Source organism: Bradyrhizobium iriomotense (assembly GCF_018129405.1).
Taxonomy (GTDB): domain Bacteria; phylum Pseudomonadota; class Alphaproteobacteria; order Rhizobiales; family Xanthobacteraceae; genus Bradyrhizobium; species Bradyrhizobium iriomotense_B.
In genome coordinates, this window is the sequence record NZ_JAFCLP010000001.1 from 727187 (window position 1) to 744861 (window position 17675).

At 62.8% G+C, this 17675-nt stretch carries 17 protein-coding genes; 11 read left to right on the forward strand and 6 right to left on the reverse strand.

Annotation, left to right across the window (positions count from 1 at the left end):
* The 4 genes from JQ592_RS03070 to JQ592_RS03085 all read right to left on the reverse strand — a co-directional run bounded on the left by JQ592_RS03070 (position 1) and on the right by JQ592_RS03085 (position 3157).
* The gene (locus JQ592_RS03070) at positions 1-1194 is read right to left on the reverse strand and encodes an efflux RND transporter periplasmic adaptor subunit (protein ID WP_211401433.1); all 1194 of its coding nucleotides are present in this window, start codon (positions 1192-1194) and stop codon (positions 1-3) included.
* A 1-nt stretch (position 1195) separates the two neighbouring features.
* A complete protein-coding gene (locus JQ592_RS03075) occupies positions 1196-1897 on the reverse strand; it encodes a TetR/AcrR family transcriptional regulator (RefSeq protein WP_211401753.1) in 702 nt (233 codons plus the stop codon).
* A gap of 130 nt (positions 1898-2027) precedes the next feature.
* A complete protein-coding gene (locus JQ592_RS03080; protein WP_211401434.1) occupies positions 2028-2618 on the reverse strand; it encodes a thiamine pyrophosphate-dependent enzyme in 591 nt (196 codons plus the stop codon).
* Positions 2615-3157 carry a phosphonopyruvate decarboxylase gene (locus JQ592_RS03085; protein ID WP_211401435.1) on the reverse strand — a complete coding sequence of 181 codons (543 nt, stop codon included), beginning with the start codon at positions 3155-3157 and terminating at the stop codon, positions 2615-2617. The genes JQ592_RS03080 and JQ592_RS03085 overlap by 4 nt, the downstream gene beginning before the upstream one ends.
* 105 nt (positions 3158-3262) lie before the next feature.
* Here JQ592_RS03085 and JQ592_RS03090 point away from each other — a divergent pair, with 105 nt between their 5' ends.
* From JQ592_RS03090 to JQ592_RS03110, 5 genes are all read left to right on the forward strand, one after another.
* Positions 3263-4483 (forward strand): cytochrome P450, encoded by a 1221-nt coding sequence (locus JQ592_RS03090; RefSeq protein ID WP_211401436.1) that lies wholly within the window; start codon positions 3263-3265, stop codon positions 4481-4483.
* 228 nt (positions 4484-4711) lie between these two features.
* Positions 4712-5926, forward strand: a complete 1215-nt coding sequence (rocD, locus tag JQ592_RS03095) for an ornithine--oxo-acid transaminase (protein WP_211401437.1) — start codon at positions 4712-4714, stop codon at positions 5924-5926.
* A gap of 502 nt (positions 5927-6428) precedes the next feature.
* A complete protein-coding gene (locus JQ592_RS03100) occupies positions 6429-7916 on the forward strand; it encodes a Spy/CpxP family protein refolding chaperone (RefSeq protein ID WP_211401438.1) in 1488 nt (495 codons plus the stop codon).
* A 294-nt stretch (positions 7917-8210) separates the two neighbouring features.
* On the forward strand, positions 8211-8774 hold the full coding sequence (locus tag JQ592_RS03105) for a hemerythrin domain-containing protein (RefSeq protein ID WP_211401439.1): 564 nt from the start codon (positions 8211-8213) through the stop codon (positions 8772-8774).
* 143 nt (positions 8775-8917) lie between these two features.
* Complete coding sequence (locus JQ592_RS03110; protein WP_211401440.1) at positions 8918-9139, forward strand: hypothetical protein; 222 nt, start codon at positions 8918-8920, stop codon at positions 9137-9139.
* A 226-nt stretch (positions 9140-9365) separates the two neighbouring features.
* Here JQ592_RS03110 and JQ592_RS03115 read toward each other — a convergent pair whose 3' ends face one another.
* Positions 9366-10034, reverse strand: a complete 669-nt coding sequence (locus tag JQ592_RS03115) for an ArsR/SmtB family transcription factor (protein ID WP_211401441.1) — start codon at positions 10032-10034, stop codon at positions 9366-9368.
* A gap of 74 nt (positions 10035-10108) precedes the next feature.
* Between JQ592_RS03115 and JQ592_RS03120 the strand changes: the two genes are divergently transcribed.
* Genes JQ592_RS03120 through JQ592_RS03130 form a run of 3 tightly spaced genes read left to right on the forward strand, consistent with a single transcriptional unit; the run spans position 10109 to position 12534 of the window.
* Positions 10109-10849, forward strand: coding sequence for an MBL fold metallo-hydrolase (locus tag JQ592_RS03120; protein ID WP_211401442.1), 741 nt, complete (start codon positions 10109-10111; stop codon positions 10847-10849).
* Between the two features lie 4 nt (positions 10850-10853).
* Positions 10854-12146, forward strand: coding sequence for an MFS transporter (locus JQ592_RS03125; RefSeq protein WP_211401443.1), 1293 nt, complete (start codon positions 10854-10856; stop codon positions 12144-12146).
* A 52-nt stretch (positions 12147-12198) separates the two neighbouring features.
* Complete coding sequence (locus tag JQ592_RS03130) at positions 12199-12534, forward strand: SHOCT domain-containing protein (protein ID WP_349630441.1); 336 nt, start codon at positions 12199-12201, stop codon at positions 12532-12534.
* A 265-nt stretch (positions 12535-12799) separates the two neighbouring features.
* On the opposite strand, the gene JQ592_RS38720 is transcribed toward JQ592_RS03130, so the two are convergent.
* Complete coding sequence (locus tag JQ592_RS38720; RefSeq protein WP_349630435.1) at positions 12800-13291, reverse strand: hypothetical protein; 492 nt, start codon at positions 13289-13291, stop codon at positions 12800-12802.
* A 300-nt stretch (positions 13292-13591) separates the two neighbouring features.
* On the opposite strand from JQ592_RS38720, the gene JQ592_RS03140 reads away from it, so the two are divergent.
* The 3 genes from JQ592_RS03140 (at position 13592) to JQ592_RS03150 (ending at position 17638) form a co-directional block, all read left to right on the forward strand.
* The gene (locus tag JQ592_RS03140; protein ID WP_211401444.1) at positions 13592-14347 is read left to right on the forward strand and encodes a hypothetical protein; all 756 of its coding nucleotides are present in this window, start codon (positions 13592-13594) and stop codon (positions 14345-14347) included.
* A gap of 55 nt (positions 14348-14402) precedes the next feature.
* A complete protein-coding gene (locus tag JQ592_RS03145; RefSeq protein WP_211401445.1) occupies positions 14403-15908 on the forward strand; it encodes an adenylate/guanylate cyclase domain-containing protein in 1506 nt (501 codons plus the stop codon).
* 344 nt (positions 15909-16252) lie between these two features.
* Positions 16253-17638 (forward strand): FAD-binding oxidoreductase, encoded by a 1386-nt coding sequence (locus JQ592_RS03150; RefSeq protein ID WP_211401446.1) that lies wholly within the window; start codon positions 16253-16255, stop codon positions 17636-17638.
* Positions 17639-17675 lie beyond the last annotated feature (37 nt).

Below are 17675 nucleotides of genomic sequence, written 5' to 3' on the forward strand. Positions count from 1 at the left end.
TCAGTAGCGCGGCGGCTGCGCCGGGACCTGCGGAGCCGGGTCGGTTGAAATCGCGACCGCCGCGCCCGATTGCAGCTTGAGCTGGCCGACGGCGACCACCTTGTCGCCCACCTTGAGACCCTTGACGATCTCGACGCGGCCTTCGACCCGGTTGCCGGTCTGCACGAAGGTGCGCACCGCGGAAAGGCTGGTCTTGCCGTCCTCTTCCTTCTTCTCGGTGATCACGAACACGGAGTCGCCGTACAGCGTGTAGTCGACCGCCGTTTCCGGAACGGTGATCACTGCCGGCTTCTCTGGCAGCACCACAGTCGTGGTCACGAACATGCCGGGCTTCAGGATCTTCTCGGGGTTGGCGATCGTGGCCTGGACGCGGATGTTGCGGGTGTCGGCCGCGATCTGCGGCTCGATCGTGGTGATCTTGCCCTCGAAGGTGCGGCCCGGGTAGGCGTCGACCTTCAGCCGGACGGTCTGGCCGACCTTGAGGCTGCCGGAATCCTTTTCGGTCACCGTGAAGTTGGCCCACAGCTCCGACAGGTCGGTCAGCGAGACGATTGCAGTGCCGGCCGTCAGATACTGACCAACCTCGACCTTGCGGACGCCGAGATCGCCTGAGAACGGCGCACGCACCAGCTTCTGCGAGATCACCGCCTCGGTCTTGGCGATGCCGGCCAGCGCTTGGTCGTAGGCGGCCTGCGCATTGTCGACGGTCGCCTGCGGACCGAACTGGCGCGAGGCCAGCTGCTTGGCGCGGTCGAGCGAGAGCTGCGCGACGGTCGCCTGCGCCTTGTAATTGGCGAGGTCGCCCTGCTCCGGCATGTCGAACAGCTGCACCAGCGGCGTACCGGCTTCGACCCGCGTACCCGGCTCGAACTTGATCTCGGTGACGCGGCCGTTGACGTCGGCACTGACGTCGACCTGGTGCACGGCGACGAGGCTGCCCACCGCGGTGAGCAGGTTCGGCACCACCTCCGACTTCGCCTCGGCCGCGCTCACTGCCGTCGGCGGCGGCTTGTTGTTGGCGAAGAACTGCTTGATCATCTGGCCGCGGAAGTAATTGAACCAGACGAGACCACCGACGAGCACGGCAAGCAGCGTGCCGACGATGATGAACCAGAGCACCGGCCGGACCGGACGCTTGGGAGCCTTGTTGTCGATCGGTTCGCCCGAAATCTTGTGTTCGGCTACGATGTTCATGTCATGCACTTTCTGCAATCGCCGTCTTGCCCGCATCCGCGGCCTGATCGCGGCCCAAATGCGAAGCAATTGCGGCGTCGTTAAGTCCGATACCCCTCAAGAGAAACTCACAGAGCTGCCGCTCCAGCTCGTTCGCCTTGCCGTAAGCAAGACAAGGCGCAGCCGGCAGCCTGGTCAGTGCCGCCGTCATCACCGCATGATGCGCGAACCAGAACAGGTTGAGCGGATCGCCCGCGCAGGGCCGCGCGTCACCGCTGGCAACCGCACGCTCGAGCGAGGCGAGGAAGACCGCCCCGATCAGCTTCTCGATTTTGGCATATAGCAGACGGGCGAATTCGCCATCATCCAAATGACTCGTGGCCATCAGTCGCAGGCGCTGCGCTTCTTCCTGGTCGGGACCGTCGGCGATGTGGAGGAAGTGCTGAACCATGCCGCGGATCAGCTCGACCAGGGTGGCCGTCGACGGTTCCCGCTCGAGCAGCTCGGTGAGCGCCGGGTCGGCCTCGCATTCGTCGCTGAGGATTTCGGCGTACAGCGCCGCCTTGGACGGGAAATGCTTGAACAGCAGCGCCTCGGAAATGGCAGCAGCGGCCGCCACGCTCTTCGTCGTGGTGCCGTTATATCCGTGGCGGGCAAAGCAGCGTTTCGCGGCACCGAGGATCAATTGACGCCTCAGGTCGCTCGTCATACGCAATGAGCTCATGCTAGTGAGTAAGCACTCACCCACGCAAAAGTCAAGCACTATACTGCACCGCAACCTGGATGCGGTGTGAAATTAGTGGAAATCGATCGGGCCTGCACGGCCCGCGTGCAGGATGTCGGGGGCAGACCTCCTAGATCGGCTGGAAGCCGAGGTCGGCGCGGATCCGGTTGAGGATGTAGGTCCCGTCGCGGGTCGGCAGAATTCGCTCCAGATTGGCGCTGTCGATCTTCACATTGGCAAATCGCGGGCCCGCCGACACGTCATGGACGGCTTTGGCGAAGGCCTCGACCTCGGCCATGGTCGAGATCGACTGGCTGTCCTTGATGCCGCAGGCCCTGGCGACGCCGACGAGGTCGGCAGCGGCCGAGGTGTGGCTGGTCTGGCCGCCGGTCTCGCCATAGGCCTCGTTGTCGAGCACTGCGATCGAGAGGTTGGACGGCTTCTGCAGCCCGATGGTGGCAAGGCTGCCCAGGCCCATCAACATCTCGCCGTCGCCGGTGATGACCAGCACCGGCAGCTTCGGCTGCGCCAGCGCCAGACCCAGCCCGATCATCGCCGCGCCCCCCATGCCGCCCCAGAGATAGAAGTTGCGGGCATGGTCGCCGGCCGCGCACATGTCGTTGGTGGAGGCACCCAGGCCCCCGATCGCGACCACGTCCTTGCGGTTCGCAAGCAGGGTGGAGACCACCTGACGGCGGTCGAGAAGATTGGCCTTGCTCATTTGGTGAAAACCTTGGCGCCGATCAGGCGCTGCGACAGAAGGACGGCGGTGGGCGTGAGCGCGTTGTACGCTTGCGATGCAGCGGCTTCGAGCACCGCAGGAACTTCAGCCGCGCTGGAGGCGCGCAGCACCTGGACGCCGGAGAGTTCGAACACACCCTGCGTGGTCGATCCCATCGGCACCTGCCACGGATTGAATTCGCCCCACTCGCCGCGCATGGTCACGAGCGTGAGGAAGGGGAAGCGCAGGATCGGGATCAGCGACAGCATGTTGATGCAATTGCCGACGCCGCTCGACTGCATCAGCAAGACGCCGCGTTGGCCACCGGCCCAGGCGCCGGCGAGCAGCGCCACGCCCTCCTCCTCCGTCGTCAGCGGAATGCCGCGCATGGTGGAGGAGTCCAGCACGCGCTGGATCAGTTTCGAATGACCGGCATCGGGAACGTAAGGCACCTGCCGGACGTCGAAGCGTTGCAAGGTCGCGAAAATATCGTCGGGCCAGTTCGGCACCGTGTCGGCAGCGTCAGCGCGTGCGTGCATTTTCCTGTCCGGTCGGCTAGCAAGGTACAAGGACTGTAGACGCATGCATGCGCCGACCAGAACAACAAAAACGGCATAACGGCTTTAACCGGCGAGTATAACGGGATGAACGCAGATGCGAAGGCGCTGGCGGCCAGCTTCGATCTCGAGAAGCTGACGCCTGAATTTTACGACAATCCCTATCCGACTTATCGTGCACTGCGGGAGAACGAGCCGGTCAAGCGCCTGCCGAACGGCACCGTGTTCCTGACCCGCTACGACGATCTCGTCACCACCTACAAGAACACGAAGTCGTTCAGCTCGGACAAGAAGCGCGAGTTCGCACCGAAATACGGCGACACCCCGCTCTACGAGCACCACACCACCAGCCTCGTCTTCAACGATCCGCCGGCGCACACCCGCGTGCGCCGCCTGATCATGGGCGCGCTGTCGCCGCGCGCGATCGCGGGGATGGAGAGCGATCTCGTCAAGCTGGTCGACGGCCTGCTCGACGCCATCGCCGCCAAGGGCGCTTGCGAGCTGATCGAGGATTTCGCCGCGTCGATTCCCATCGAGGTGATCGGCAATCTGCTCGACGTACCCCATGACGAGCGCGGACCGCTGCGCGACTGGTCGCTGGCGATCCTCGGCGCGCTTGAACCTGTCGTGTCGCCTGACGCCGCCGCACGTGGCAACAAGGCGGTGACGGACTTCCTCGCCTATCTCGAAACGCTGGTCGCGCGGCGGCGCGCCAAGCCGGGCAATCCCGAGCGCGACGTGCTGACGCGTCTCATTCAGGGCGAAGAGAACGGCGAGCGGCTGACCGAGAAGGAACTGCTGCACAATTGCATCTTCCTGCTCAATGCCGGCCACGAGACCACCACCAATTTGATCGGCAACGGCCTCGTCGCGCTCGACCGCAATCCGGACCAGAAGCAGCGCCTGATCGACAATCCAGATCTGATCAAGACCGCGGTGGAGGAGATGCTGCGCTACGAGAGCTCGAACCAGCTCGGCAACCGCATGACCACCGAGAAGGTCGAGCTCGGCGGCGTCACCCTCGAGGCCGGCACGTCGGTGACGCTGTGCATTGGCGCGGCCAACCGCGACCCCGCGCAGTTTCCCGACCCTGAGCGTTTCGACATCGCGCGAACGCCGAACCGGCATCTGGCCTTCGCCACCGGTGCGCATCAGTGCGCCGGCATGGCGCTGGCGCGGCTGGAGGGGGCGATTGCGATCTCGCGCTTCCTGGCGCGCTTCTCGGACTATGCCGTCAGCGGCCGGCCGGTGCGGGGCGGACGGGTGCGGTTCCGCGGGTTCTTGAGCGTACCCTGCACGCTTCGCTGAGGGCCCAAAATAAAAAAAGTCGAAAACGACCCCATGCACAGTAGAGGCCGGGCCGACGGACGACACCCTGTGATTCCGCAGAACCATCTGACGTTTCGGGCAAATCGGGCTGCGCCACGCCATTGACGCAGGGAGGCTTCCAAGGCGGCAGGCTGATACCCAAATCAAGCTGAAGGCCGCCGGTGCAGTTGTTTGACGCCCCCGCGCGCAGCAATGGAGTGACGACAGATGAACTCGTCGGTCATTGATTTCATCGCAACGGAAGCACGCTTTGGGGCCCATAATTACGCGCCGATCGGGGTCGTCCTGTCGCGCGGCGAAGGAGTCTGGGTCTGGGATACCGAAGGCAACCGTTATCTCGATTGCCTCTCGGCCTATTCGGCGGTCAGCCAGGGCCACTGCCACCCCAAGATCCTGGCGGCGATGGTCGAACAGGCGCACAGGCTGACGCTGACCTCGCGGGCCTTTCACAACGACCAGCTCGCCTTGTTCTACGAGGAGATCGCGGCGCTCACCGGTTCCCACAAGGTGCTGCCGATGAACAGCGGCGCCGAGGCGGTCGAAAGCGCGATCAAGTCGGTCCGCAAATGGGGCTACGAGGTGAAGGGTGTGCCGGACGGCCAGGCCGAGATCATCGTCTGCGCCAACAATTTCCACGGACGCACGCTGGGCATCGTCGGCTTTTCAACCGACCCCGAGACACACGGGCACTTCGGGCCGTTTGCGCCGGGCTTCAAGATCATCCCGTTCGGCGACGCCGCGGCGCTGGAGCAGGCAATCACCCCAAACACGGTCGCCTTTCTGGTCGAGCCTATCCAGGGCGAAGCCGGTGTCGTCATTCCTCCAGCCGGCTATTTCACGAAAGTGCGGGAGCTCTGCACCGCCAACAACGTGATGCTGGTGCTCGACGAGATCCAGACCGGGCTCGGCCGCACCGGCAAGCTGCTCGCCGAACAGCACGAGGGGATAGAGGCGGACGTGACGCTGCTCGGCAAGGCCCTGTCCGGCGGCTTCTATCCGGTGTCGGCCGTGCTCTCGAACAACGACGTGCTCGGGACCTTGAGGCCCGGGCAGCATGGTTCGACCTTCGGCGGCAACCCGCTCGCCTGCGCGGTGGCGCGCGCGGCGATGCGCGTGCTGGTCGAGGAAGGCATGATCGAGAACGCGGCGAGGCAGGGCGCGCGCTTTCTGGAAGGCTTGAAGGACATTCGCGCCAATACGATCCGCGAGGTGCGCGGGCGCGGCCTGATGCTGGCGGTCGAGCTGCATCCCGAGGCCGGCCGCGCCCGCCGTTACTGCGAGGCGCTTCAGGGCAAGGGCATCCTCGCCAAGGATACCCATGAGCAAACGATCCGCATCGCTCCGCCGCTGGTGATCACAAGCGACCAGGTCGACTGGGCGCTGGAGCGGCTCGCCACCACCCTGACGCAGGATTTCTCCTGAGACTGCCTGCGTCGGAAGATCGCAATGCCGTTCGTGGCCAACAACGAACGATTCCGCCGGCTGTGCGTTGAATGTCGTGGGCGATTACGAGCTGGGAGCGACGATCATGCTTCCGCGTGGCGTGTGCCTTACGGCTGTTTTAGTTGGTGCCTCGATGCTGGCGGCGAGCGTCAGTGCGTTCGCTCAAGGACCCGGCCAGGGACATGGAAGAGGCGGGCCACCGGGGCCTGCCGCAGCAGCGCCGGCAGCACGGCCAGCAGCACCGCCGGCCATGGCCCGTCCGGCGGCGCCGCCGGCCATGGCACGTCCCGCCGCGCCGGCATTCCATCCCCCGGCCATGCCCCAGCGACCGGCCATGGCGCCGCATCCTGCGCCGCACATTGCCTCACCGCCGCCGCGCGCGGCCCCACATTTCGCTGCACCGCCACAGCGGGCAGCACCGCACGTGGCGGCGCCGCGGCCTGAATTCCACCGGGCGCCGGCAGCACCGCAACGCCCGGCCATGGCACCCCGGCCGACGCCGCACATCGCCGCCCCCTCGGCCGCCCCCTCGCGGCCCAGCGGACCGCCGGCCGCGAGCGAGCGGCTGACGCGACGGGATCAGATCGAACAGCGCGCGCAACAGCACCAGCAGCAGATCCAGCAGCGCCAGCAGATGGTGCAGCAGCGCCAGCGCGAGATACTGTCGCGCCAGACCACGGAGCGTCAGACCCGCATCGATCGCCTGCAGCAGCGCGTGCAGCAACTCCAGTCGCAGAAACCGGAAGGCGCGCGGGCGTTACGCGAGCAGCAACGGACGCTCCAGACGCAGAACCGCTTGCTCGAGCGGGAGCAGCGCGCTCAGCAGAGCGACCTGGCGCGCCAGCAGCGGCTTGGCCTCCAGGCTCCGGCCGGGCGGGCGCCAGCGACTGCAGCCGTTGCCGCGGCCGCCGCGCAGGCCGCCCAGCGCGGGCGGTTTGCCGAGCGCTTCCGCGAGCAGGCCCCTGCGCAACAAGCCCAGGCAGCGCTCACCACCCGCCAGAGCGGCTGGGCTCCCCGGCAGGCCTGGCGACATCGCCATCCCGCGGTGTTCGTGGCTTGGCTTGGGCCGGTGTTCTGGCCTTATGCCTATTCCGACATTTTCGACTACACATTCTGGTCCTATGCCTACGAGCCCGGCTATTGGGCGTACGCGTATGACGACTTCGTCGACACCGTGTTCTGGGGTGGTGACGGCCCCTATTCCGCCTATGCCAGCATCGACCCGTATGACTACCCGCAAGCCGGCGGCAGCCGCGCCCGTCCGCGCGCCAGCGTGAGTCCGCAAACGCTGCAGCAATTGTGCGGCACACCGGACAAGGGCGTGACCGCCTGGCCGCTTGCCGACATCGCGCGGGCCGTGCGGCCGACACCGGAGCAACGCGCGCTGCTGGACGAATTGAAGACCGCGGCGGCCAATGCTGCCGGTGTGTTCAAGGACTCCTGCGCGGAGACCTATGCACTGACTCCACCCGGCCGCCTGCGCGCGATGATGAACCGCATCAGCGCGACGCTGGAAGCCGTCAAGATCGTGCGGCCGGCACTGGAGAATTTCTACAACTCGCTCAGTGACGAGCAGCAGGCGAGCTTCAACGCGCTCGGTCCCAATGTCGGCGAGCGCTCGCCGCAGCAGCAGCAAGCCAGTGCCGAGGGCTGTGGCGATCCGAAATCCGGCCTGATCCAGCTGCCGATACAAAGGATCGAGGCTGTGCTCCACCCCGCCGGCAAGCAGAAGGAGGCACTCGACCGCCTCAGTGAAGCGACAGCCAAGGGCGTTGAAGGCATGCAGGCGGCCTGCCCGAACGATGTCCCGCTGACGCCGGTCGGACGGCTGGAGGCGATGCAGCACCGGCTGGAGGCGATGCTGACGGCCGCCAAGCTGGTGGAGCCTGCGCTGGACGAGTTCTATGCCACGCTCAGCAGCGAGCAGAAGGCGCGCTTCAACACGCTGCAACAGGTCGCAGGGCCGTGAGGACGGCGTCGCGTTCTCTCGTTGCAATTTGCGCAGCGGTCGAACCAAGCGGGGTTGGCTAGGGCGTGTACTCACTAAGCGGCTGGCCGACTGGTCCGGTTAACCCGAAAAGCGGCCCAAGAGCGGACATTCAAAACCAGACCTCCCGTTCGTGACGCGCCAGTAGCAAAATACGCGATTAGAACAGGAGGATGGCGCGCCATGCGCCCGGGACTTGATTTAGCGCAAGAAGCTGAGGCGACTTCGGGCTAAGCTTTCAAAGCTTCTCAATCGGTCACTTTGTGGATCGCAGCAATGATCATTGAGCGCTTAAGCCAAGAGCACCGCAATATCGAGAAACTGCTCGCCATCCTTGAGCGGGAGCTTCAGGTTTTCGACCTGGGCGACCGCCCCGACTATGAGGTTATTGGCGCGGTCATTAGCTATTTCGAACTTTACCCCGAGGTTTACCACCACCCTCAGGAAGACCTGGTCTTCGCCAAGTTAAAAATTCGCGATCCCGGTGCGGCTGCGAAGATCGGTGATCTCGCTCGCGAACACCAGAGAGGGGCCGAACTTTTGCGCCGCGTCGCTCATGAGATTGCCAATGTTCTTGCGGGCCGCGAACTCCTTCGGCAAGACGTGCATGCCATCGTTCACGATTTCATCGAGCACGAGCGACGCCACATCGCGATGGAAGATCGCGATTTCTTTCCCGCTGCCGTGAAGGCTCTCGAGCCTCAAGATTGGACGGAGATCGCTTCGGCTATGTCCAATCCTGAGGATCCGCTGTTTAGCGAGGCAGCCGAAGAGACGTTCGACGCGCTACGGGTACGCATCTCGCAGTTGGAACAAGAAGCCGAAGCCGAACGGCACTAGTCAAGCTCATCCGCATTGTGCTGATCGGATTCAATGTCCGAAAGGTCAAAGCGTCGCTCCAATCGCCGCTTGGTCATTTCCGTTGTGCCAGACGGGCCGGCCCCGCAACCATGAGCGTAGGGTTGGGATAGCAGGAGAAGACAATGATGACTGACGATCAAGTCAATCTCGTCGTTCGGCACCTTTGCGAGCAATTGCATTTGGCGCTCCGATTGAAGGACAGCGAGGCCCATCCACCAAACGCCAAGGACATTGGATTTGATCCTGCCTTTGTAAGAACTGTATTGCTGACTGGATTGCGTTCGGCGGGTGTCACGATCAACCACGAGGCAGTCGCGGCGGGCGAAGAGCCGCCGTGGTCCTAAACGCAGAATGCGAGACATTCCAACGCCCGTGAGGCAAGTGAAGTTTCGGCCGAGGTGCCTTCCTGATTCAGCTTGCTGAAGTCGCCGACCAGCCGCGAGCCGCAGCGGCGACGACCGCGAGCGTCGCCTTCGCGCCGTCGGCCTCGCCCTTCTCGAAGTCAACAATCGGCCACGCGGCTCCTGCACGATGAGGCTTATCATCCATGATGCACCAGATCCGCTTGTCTCAAGCGACGGATTCGACCGGCAGTCCGGCGGCTTTCCATTCGGGGTAGCCGTCCTCGAGCCGGCGGACGCGATAGCCTCGCGTCCGGAGCGCTGCGACCGCTTCGAAAGAAAGAACGCAGTAAGGGCCACGGCAGTAGGCGATCACCTCGCGGCTTTTAGGAAGTTCGCTAAGGCGTCGTTCCAGTTCGGCAAGCGGAATGTTGAGCGCGCCCGGCAGATGGCCAAGAGCGAACTCGTCTTCGGGCCGGACATCAAGCACCGTAACCAGATCATCGTGCAATCTCGCGACCAGATCATCTCGCGAGACCGGTTCGAGCGCGTCGCGGGCGTGGAAGTAGTCGGTCACGACGCGGCCGATCTCTGCGATGTTCCGCTCGCCGACGCGACCCAGCGCCTTGGTCAGCGCGACCACTTCGGCATCGCCGGCCAAGCGATAGAGAACGTGTTTACCCCGACGCTCCGTCTCGACGAGTCGCGCGCGCCTGAGGATCTGCAGATGGCGGGACGTATTGGCGAACGTCAGATGAGCACGGGCCGATAGCTCCTCGACGCTGCGCACGCCCTGGGCGAGGTGCTCCAACAGCTCGAGCCGATGTGCGTGGCCCAACGCCTGCGCCACCTCGGCGAGGTTTTCATAGATCGCGTGTTTCGGTCCGGTACTTGACACGGCAGCTCCTGAATATATCATTCAGCAGATCGATTGAATGTTATCTAGCCGCTCTTGGAGAGGAGTGCAAGTCCATGATCCTCCGTCAGTTCTTGCATAGCGATCCCGTTGGCCTCTCCTACCTCTTCGGCTGCGGCGGCAAGGCGGCCGCCGCGGTCGTAGATCCCGTCGGAGATATCCAGCCCTATCTGCAAGCCGCCGACAATGCCGGCATGCGGATTCACTTCGTCATCGATACGCATGTCCATGCCGACCACCTCTCGGCGGGCCGGGCTCTCGCCGAGGCGGCAGGGGCACCCTACGTGCTCTCGTCGGCCGCGAGCGTGTCGTTTCCGTTCAAAGGTGTGAGCGACGGCGAAGTCCTTCCGCTCGGCAACGTCACGGCGACCGTTCTCCACACTCCGGGCCACACGCCCGAGCACATTTGCATTCTTGTGACGGATCGGACGCGCGCCGACGAACCCTGGTTCGTCCTGACCGGCCACACCCTGATGGCCGGGGATCTCGGCCGTACCGAACTCGCCGCCAGCGCCGAAGATGGCGCAAAACAACTGTTTCGCAGCGTGCGCGAGCTGAAAGGCCTGCCGGACTATGTCGAGGTACTACCCGGCGCCTATGCAGGATCGGTCTGCGGTCGCCGGCTGAGCGGGAAACCATGGTCGACCATCGGCTTCGAGAAGCGGCACAATCAAGCGTTCGCGATCGAGGACGAAGCCGAGTTTGTTCGGTTCATGGTCGCCGAGATTCCGCCGGCGCCGCCGGAAGCCGCGAAGATCAGGGCCGCCAATTCAGGCGTCACGGCCGCCGCGGCCTGATGCCATGAGCGACGCGGTAGCTGCCCCGGGAGGCCCGCCTTCCGTCAAGTTAGGGCTGACGGAAAACTGGCCACAGTTCGCTCTCCTCGTCCTCATCAACGCCTTCGTGGGCGGGATGGTCGGAATCGAACGAACCGTCGTGCCGCTAATCGGTGCCGAGGAGTTCAAGATCGGCTCCACAACTCTTGTCGTCTCCTTCATCGTCAGCTTCGGCGTCGTGAAGGCGTGCGCCAACCTGATCTCAGGCCAGCTCGCCGACGCCTGGGGACGCAAGTCCGTTCTGATCCTCGGATGGCTCGTCGGCCTTCCGGTGCCTTTCATGATCATCTGGGCGCCAAGCTGGGAATGGGTGGTTGCCGCCAATGCCCTTCTCGGGATCAACCAGGGCCTTGCCTGGTCGATGACCGTGATCATGAAGATCGATCTCGTCGGACCGAAATCGCGCGGCTTGGCGGTAGGCCTGAACGAGTTCGCCGGCTATCTCGCGGTCGGCGTGACGGCCTATCTCACCGGATATCTTGCGTCGGAGTACGGGCTGCGGCCGGCGCCGATCTACCTCGGTGTGGCCTATGCGATCTTCGGCGCCGCGCTCTCGATCCTGCTGGTGCGCGACACGCGCGAACACGTCCGGCTGGAGACTGCGGCGCATGCGCGTCAGGCATCTCCGATCAACTTCCGGGAGATCTTCGTCCTCACGTCGTTCGGGGATCGGAATCTGTTCGCTGCGTCGCAAGCGGGGCTGGTGAACAACCTCAACGACGGCATGAGCTGGGGCATTTTCCCGCTGTTTTTCGCCTCCTTCGGTCTGGCCGTCGATCGGATCGGCATATTGAAGGCCGTCTATCCGGCGACGTGGGGCATCCTCCAGGTCGCCACGGGTCCTCTGTCCGACCGCTGGGGCCGCAAGGGCCTGATCGTAGCCGGCATGTGGGTACAGGCCGCGGGTTTGCTCCTGACTGGGGCGACCAGTCATTTCGAGTGGTGGCTCGTCGGCAGCCTCCTGCTCGGACTTGGCACCGCCATGGTGTATCCGAGCTTGATCGCCGCCGTATCCGATGCCTCGCATCCAAGCTGGCGCGCGCGCTCGCTCAGCGTCTACCGCTTCTGGCGCGATCTCGGCTACGCGATCGGGGCGCTATCGGCCGGCATCATCGCGGATCGATTCGGACTTTCGGCGGCCATAATCTCGATCGCCGTCCTGACGTTCATTTCCGGCGCCGTCGTAGCGGTGTCGATGCGAGAACGCGCCCCGGATTCGATTGACCTCCCGCAAAAAGAGAGCCGGCCGGCGGAGTAGAGTTGGATTTCTTCAACGATGGAGCAAGCCGATGCAGAAAGTCTTGGTCCAAGTGATCGCAGCTCTTTCCCTCATTCCGGAAGCAGCATGGGCGCAGGCGCCGTCGAATACCGAACGCTACTACGGTTGGGGTCCGCACATGATGGATTGGGGCGGAGGAGGATACGCCATGATCTTCGGCCCGCTGTTCATGATCCTGTTTCTCGCGGTCCTCGTTGCCCTCGCGGTTGTCCTAGCGCGCTGGCTGGGCGGCCCGTGGCCGGGGACATACCCACCGCACCAGTCTCCGCCCGCTCGGACGCCGCTTGATATTCTCAAGGAGCGCTTTGCGCGCGGCGAGATCGACAAGGCGGAGTTCGAGGACCGGCGACGCGTTCTCGGCGAATAACTCGGCGTGTCTCCTCCCTTAGTTGGAAAAGGCAAAGCCCGTGCACGTTCCGCTGATACTGAACGACCCGCCTTACGGTACGGAGCGGACCTACGATGGCCTACGCCTCGCCCGTGCCTGCACGATCAGACCATGGCTCGGCGCGAATGGGTCCAGGCCTTAGTCGTCCTGCTTCAAAGCTCGACGAGACCATGCATGTCCCTGCCGCGCACTCTCTGTGAGGGTGCGGCGGCACGTCACGCAAGCTACAGCTTCGTTTCTGACCTCAAGCGGAAATCGTCTTCGGCTCAACATCATTCGTGCTTGTGATCGCGTTGCACTGTTGGAAGTGAGAAGACAACGCAAGTTCGGCCAGATGATCCCAGTATTCTGCTTCTGCGAGCAGCTTCCACTTGTTCATGCTGTTGTACGCGGCCTGTTGGCGGCACAGTGAGCTCATCGCACGCAAGCGTCGCACTTTATCCACTGCGAACCTCCCTTCGCGCTTGCTTGTTTGCAAGCGCATTTGTGTTGTCACAGCTTCGCAGATCGAATTGACGAGTGATAGTCCGGTGTTTGACGGTGAATCGATGACAGCGCAATCGTCTGACTTTTCACCGAACAAGTCTGTCACGCCGATCACAACAATGGCCCCGACGGTTGCACGTCGGGGCCATTCAAGATCAACAGGCCTGGGTACATCCGCCGCGCCTGCTGATCGTTGATGCCACTGATTACCACATCCGATCTGGCACAGACTGTGGCGAGGCTGCGGCATCGGGGTGATGATATTCTGCCTGAAAGCTGATGGCTGTCCACCTCATCATTGGTGGTACTCCCAGCTCGCTGACCCACACGAGCCGGCCGCTTCGCAAGACGTGCACCCACGCTGACCTATATTGCGTTCGTCATCCGGCGTCGTCGCTGAACTTTTTCGGGATTTCCGGGACAAAACCCTATAGGCTTGCGAGAACCACGGCTTTTCTGCCGTGAACCGGCCCGATCATTGTACCGGCCCGACCATTGTGAAGTGACAGTTTGATTTTTTGGCGCTGCATCAGCGCAAGAGAGGTCCGTTATGGACCGAACATCTGGCAAGAAAGTCAGTTGCCATCCCATACAGTGTCATTCGCCAGGATGGCGCCGCTGTGGAATTCACATTGTTGCGCTGCTCTGTACCGCTTGCACTCTCCTATTTGCGAGCGAAGCCAGCGCTCAATGCAGGGCTCGAGATGTCCTGCAGAACCAGCTCAGGCTCAAGAAAGCTCCGTCAGCCGACAGGCTGCAAATCCCGATCAAATCCGCCGTCGAAGTCCCGGTGTGGAAGACGATCACAATCGGGACGTTTGCAAATTTCTTTGCCCTCAGTAACGCATTGGATGCGGTAGGTTGCGGTATCGGAAACTCGGCTGGCGAAATTCTCGCACGGCCGACCTTTACCCTTCGCGGCGCGAAAACAAACGTAGAGCTTTTTGCGGTGTCGGCAGCCGAACTCGGTTTTCAGACCGATACTGCGTCGCTGGCGGACATTTATGCGCGCGCCAAACAGCTCGGTTTCGGACTTGCGGCGGCAGAAGTCGGGCCACAGCTGAGGCTTCAATATTTTGACCAGCCGATTGGTGAATTTCTCATCATCGGAATGGAGCCAATCAGAACGTGGAATGGTGCCCCCGTCATCTTGAATGTGGCCAATGGCGGAGCGGGACTAATTCTCATCGGCCAGGATGGCAGCCCCGACGCACAGATCTCCGTGGTATCCCGTTTTGTATTTGTGCGGACCAATGAAGCTGCACCTGCCGCGGAACAGGAGGCCGCAGCACTTATCGATCGCTGAATTTCCAGGTGTGCGCACCAATAGCGTCGTCAGCCCATCAGGCAGGGAGCGTGAGATGAATGTCCCGTCTCCAGTCAACGAGAGTCTCCTGAGCCAGCGTCTCGCCGCACTCGGAGCGGCAAGAAGCTGGGCACCGAATGTCCTCTCGGATCTCGAACGCTTCATCCGTACGGCCGATGACTATGATCTCTTTCGCCTTAACCCTATCGAGTACGGCCGCCTCGTCGGCCTGTCCGAGGCGGACGCGATAGAGCTGTTCGTGCACACCGCCAAGGCAGGCCTGTTCGAGATGGACTGGCTGCTCATCTGCGCCTATTGCCCGCAGGTCGCCGGCAGCTTTCGCGAGCTCGACCAGGTCCATCCCCGCTTTCAGTGCGCGTTCTGCAACGCGATCAACGATGTGGCGTTGGACGACTACATTCAGGTCACCTTTACGGTTTCGAGCGGCGTGCGCGACATCGTTTTTCGTCATCCCGACATGCTGTCTGTCGAGGATTTTTACCTGCGCTACAGCTTTGCCAGAGGTTTCATCGCTCCGCACGGGATGACGCACCAGCAGCTCGTTGCTGCGCTCTCACGGGGATTCGCCGATATCGAGGCCCATGAGCACCGCAGCTTCGATTTCGATGTCACCGCCGGCCGTTTCGAGGTGCTGGACCTGAGCCACAAACTCCTTCTGGTCTTCTTCACGGGCGGAGAGCCGGCAGAACGGCAAGAGACGCTGGTCCAGCTCGAGTCGGGCCGCTTTCTGCTGCCAGACCGCCCCACGGCACCGAGAGACATGATCCTCGGCGACGGACGCTTTTCGTTCCGGCAGACGGCCGATCTCAGCCCAGGCAAGCACACCATCCGGATCGAGAACCGCACTGGCGATCGCGGTCGCTTCTGGTTCGTCCAGTATCCCCCCGGCTTCCAGCCTCATCTGGTCGAATATGAACCGTTTCTGTCCGGCAAGCGGTTGCTGCTCACCCCGAGCTTCCGCGAACTCTACAAGGCGCAGCTGGTGGACGAGGGCGAGTGCATCAATGTCTCGGACATGACTTTCCTGTTCACCGATCTGAAGCAGTCGACCCCGCTGTATGAAAGCGTTGGTGACGTGAACGCGTATTTCTTGGTTCGTCAGCATTTCGAGATCCTGAACAGGATCATCCGGGAACGATCCGGCACCATCATCAAGACGATCGGCGACGCAGTCATGGCCGGGTTCGAGCGTCCCCAGGACGCCGTCTGCGCCTCCATCGAGATGATCGAAGAACTGTCGCGATTCAACCGGACCGCTTCACGGCCGCTGGGCCTAAAGGTCGGTGTCCATAAGGGTCGGGCGATTGCGGTGACGCTCAACGACCGGATCGACTATTTTGGACAGGACGTGAATATCGCCGCACGCGTGCAAGGTCTCGCCGACGTCAACGAAGTTTGCGTCAGTGCAACCGCGATGGAGGCGCCGGGCGTCGGTGATATCGTCAATTCACGCTCGGTGTCGCGCAACTACGAGAACCTGAAGGGCATCGGTCAAAAGATGGAGGTCCATCGCATGACAATCCCGCCGACGCAGACGTGAACGAGCGCAATCCTGACGGGGTGCCCTGGACCTGTTCCATGCCACGCCGAGCAGCGAGCTGAAGGCACGCTGAAACGGGCCGCATGCCCGTCAGGGCCGCGCTCGCGGAGCCTACACCACCGCCCTGTGCCGCGCGATGCAGGCGCGCAGCACCTCGTTCATTGGCTTGCCCACCAGTCGCTGGAGAAGATCTCGATCTCCGAATAGACGCATACGCGCGTCGATTTGCGATGGCTATCGCGCTGCGCTTGATCTACCTTTTCACAACGGGCGGAGAACGCTCGAGGAGCCCTGCGAGCAACCTCCGACCCAATGACCGATCATGGGTGGAACAGGAGGACATCATGCAGAGCATGGCCACCGAAACCTTCATCGGCAATATGCGCGGCCCGGTTATCAGGCGAATGGATGCCGACTATGACGCCGTGCGGAGCCTCTACAACGGAATGATCGACAAGAGTCCCATGATGATTGCGCGATGCACCGACGTCGCTGACGTCGTCGCTGCGGTCAAATTTGCAAGGGACAATGATGTCCAGGTCGCGATCCGCGGAGGCGGCCACAATGGGCCGGGCCTCAGCAGTGTCGAAGACGGACTGATGATCGACATGTCGATGATGAAAGGCGTGCGGGTCGATCCCGGCACTCGTACCGTCCGCGTCGGTCCCGGCTGCTCGCAAGGCGATGTCGATCACGCCACGCATATCTACGGGCTTGCCGTGCCGGCCGGCATTGTATCGACCACCGGGATCGCCGGCCTTACGCTCGGCGGCGGCACAGGGTACCTCACCCGCAAGCATGGCCTCACCATCGACAATCTCCTCGAGGCAGATGTCGTGCTCGCCGATGGACGCATCGTCACCGCCAACAAGTCGGAGAACTCGGACCTTTATTGGGGCTTGCGCGGGGGCGGCGGCAATTTCGGCATCGTCACGAGCTTCCTGTTCCAGGCTCATCCTGTGAACATGGTGTATGCCGGTCCGATCTTCTGGGGTCTCGAAAATGCCAGGACCGTGATGCAGAAGTACAGGGATTTCCTCTCCAGCGCTCCCGAGGAGCTCGGGGCCTTTGTCGGCCTGAAGACCGTTCCGCCGATGGACCCGTTTCCGGCGGATCATCAGGGTAAGCGCGCCTGCGCCATCATTGCCTGCTACAATGGTCCGACAGAAGACGGCAAGACGGTCTTAGCGAGGTTGCTCGGTGATCTGCCCCCGCCGCTCTTCAATTGGATGGGCGAGATGCCCTATCCGGCTCTCCAGTCCATGTTCGATCCGTTCTTCCCGAAAGGTCTGCAGTGGTACTGGCGCGGCGATTTCGTGAAAGAACTGACCGACGAAGCAATTGACGCCCATATCGAGCAGGCCCGGAACGCACCGAGCGCGCTGTCGCTCATGCATCTCTATCCGATCGATGGCGCCGTCCATCGCGTCGGCAAGAGCGACACCGCCTGGAACACGCGCGACGCGACCTGGTCGATGGTCATCGCCGGCATCGATCCCAATCCGCAAAAAGCAGGCGAAATCACGCGCTGGACCAAGGACTATTGGGAGGCCGTGCATCCTTACTCGGCCGACGGCGGCTATGTGAATTTCATGATGGAGGATGGAGACGACAGCAGACTTAGGGCCACTTACGGCGACAACTACGACCGCCTCGCCGCCTTGAAGGCCAAGTACGATCCGACGAACTTCTTCCACATGAACCAGAACATCAGACCGCTGCACTCGTAGACGATCACACCCGCTGCACGGTTCGGTGGCGCCCAAA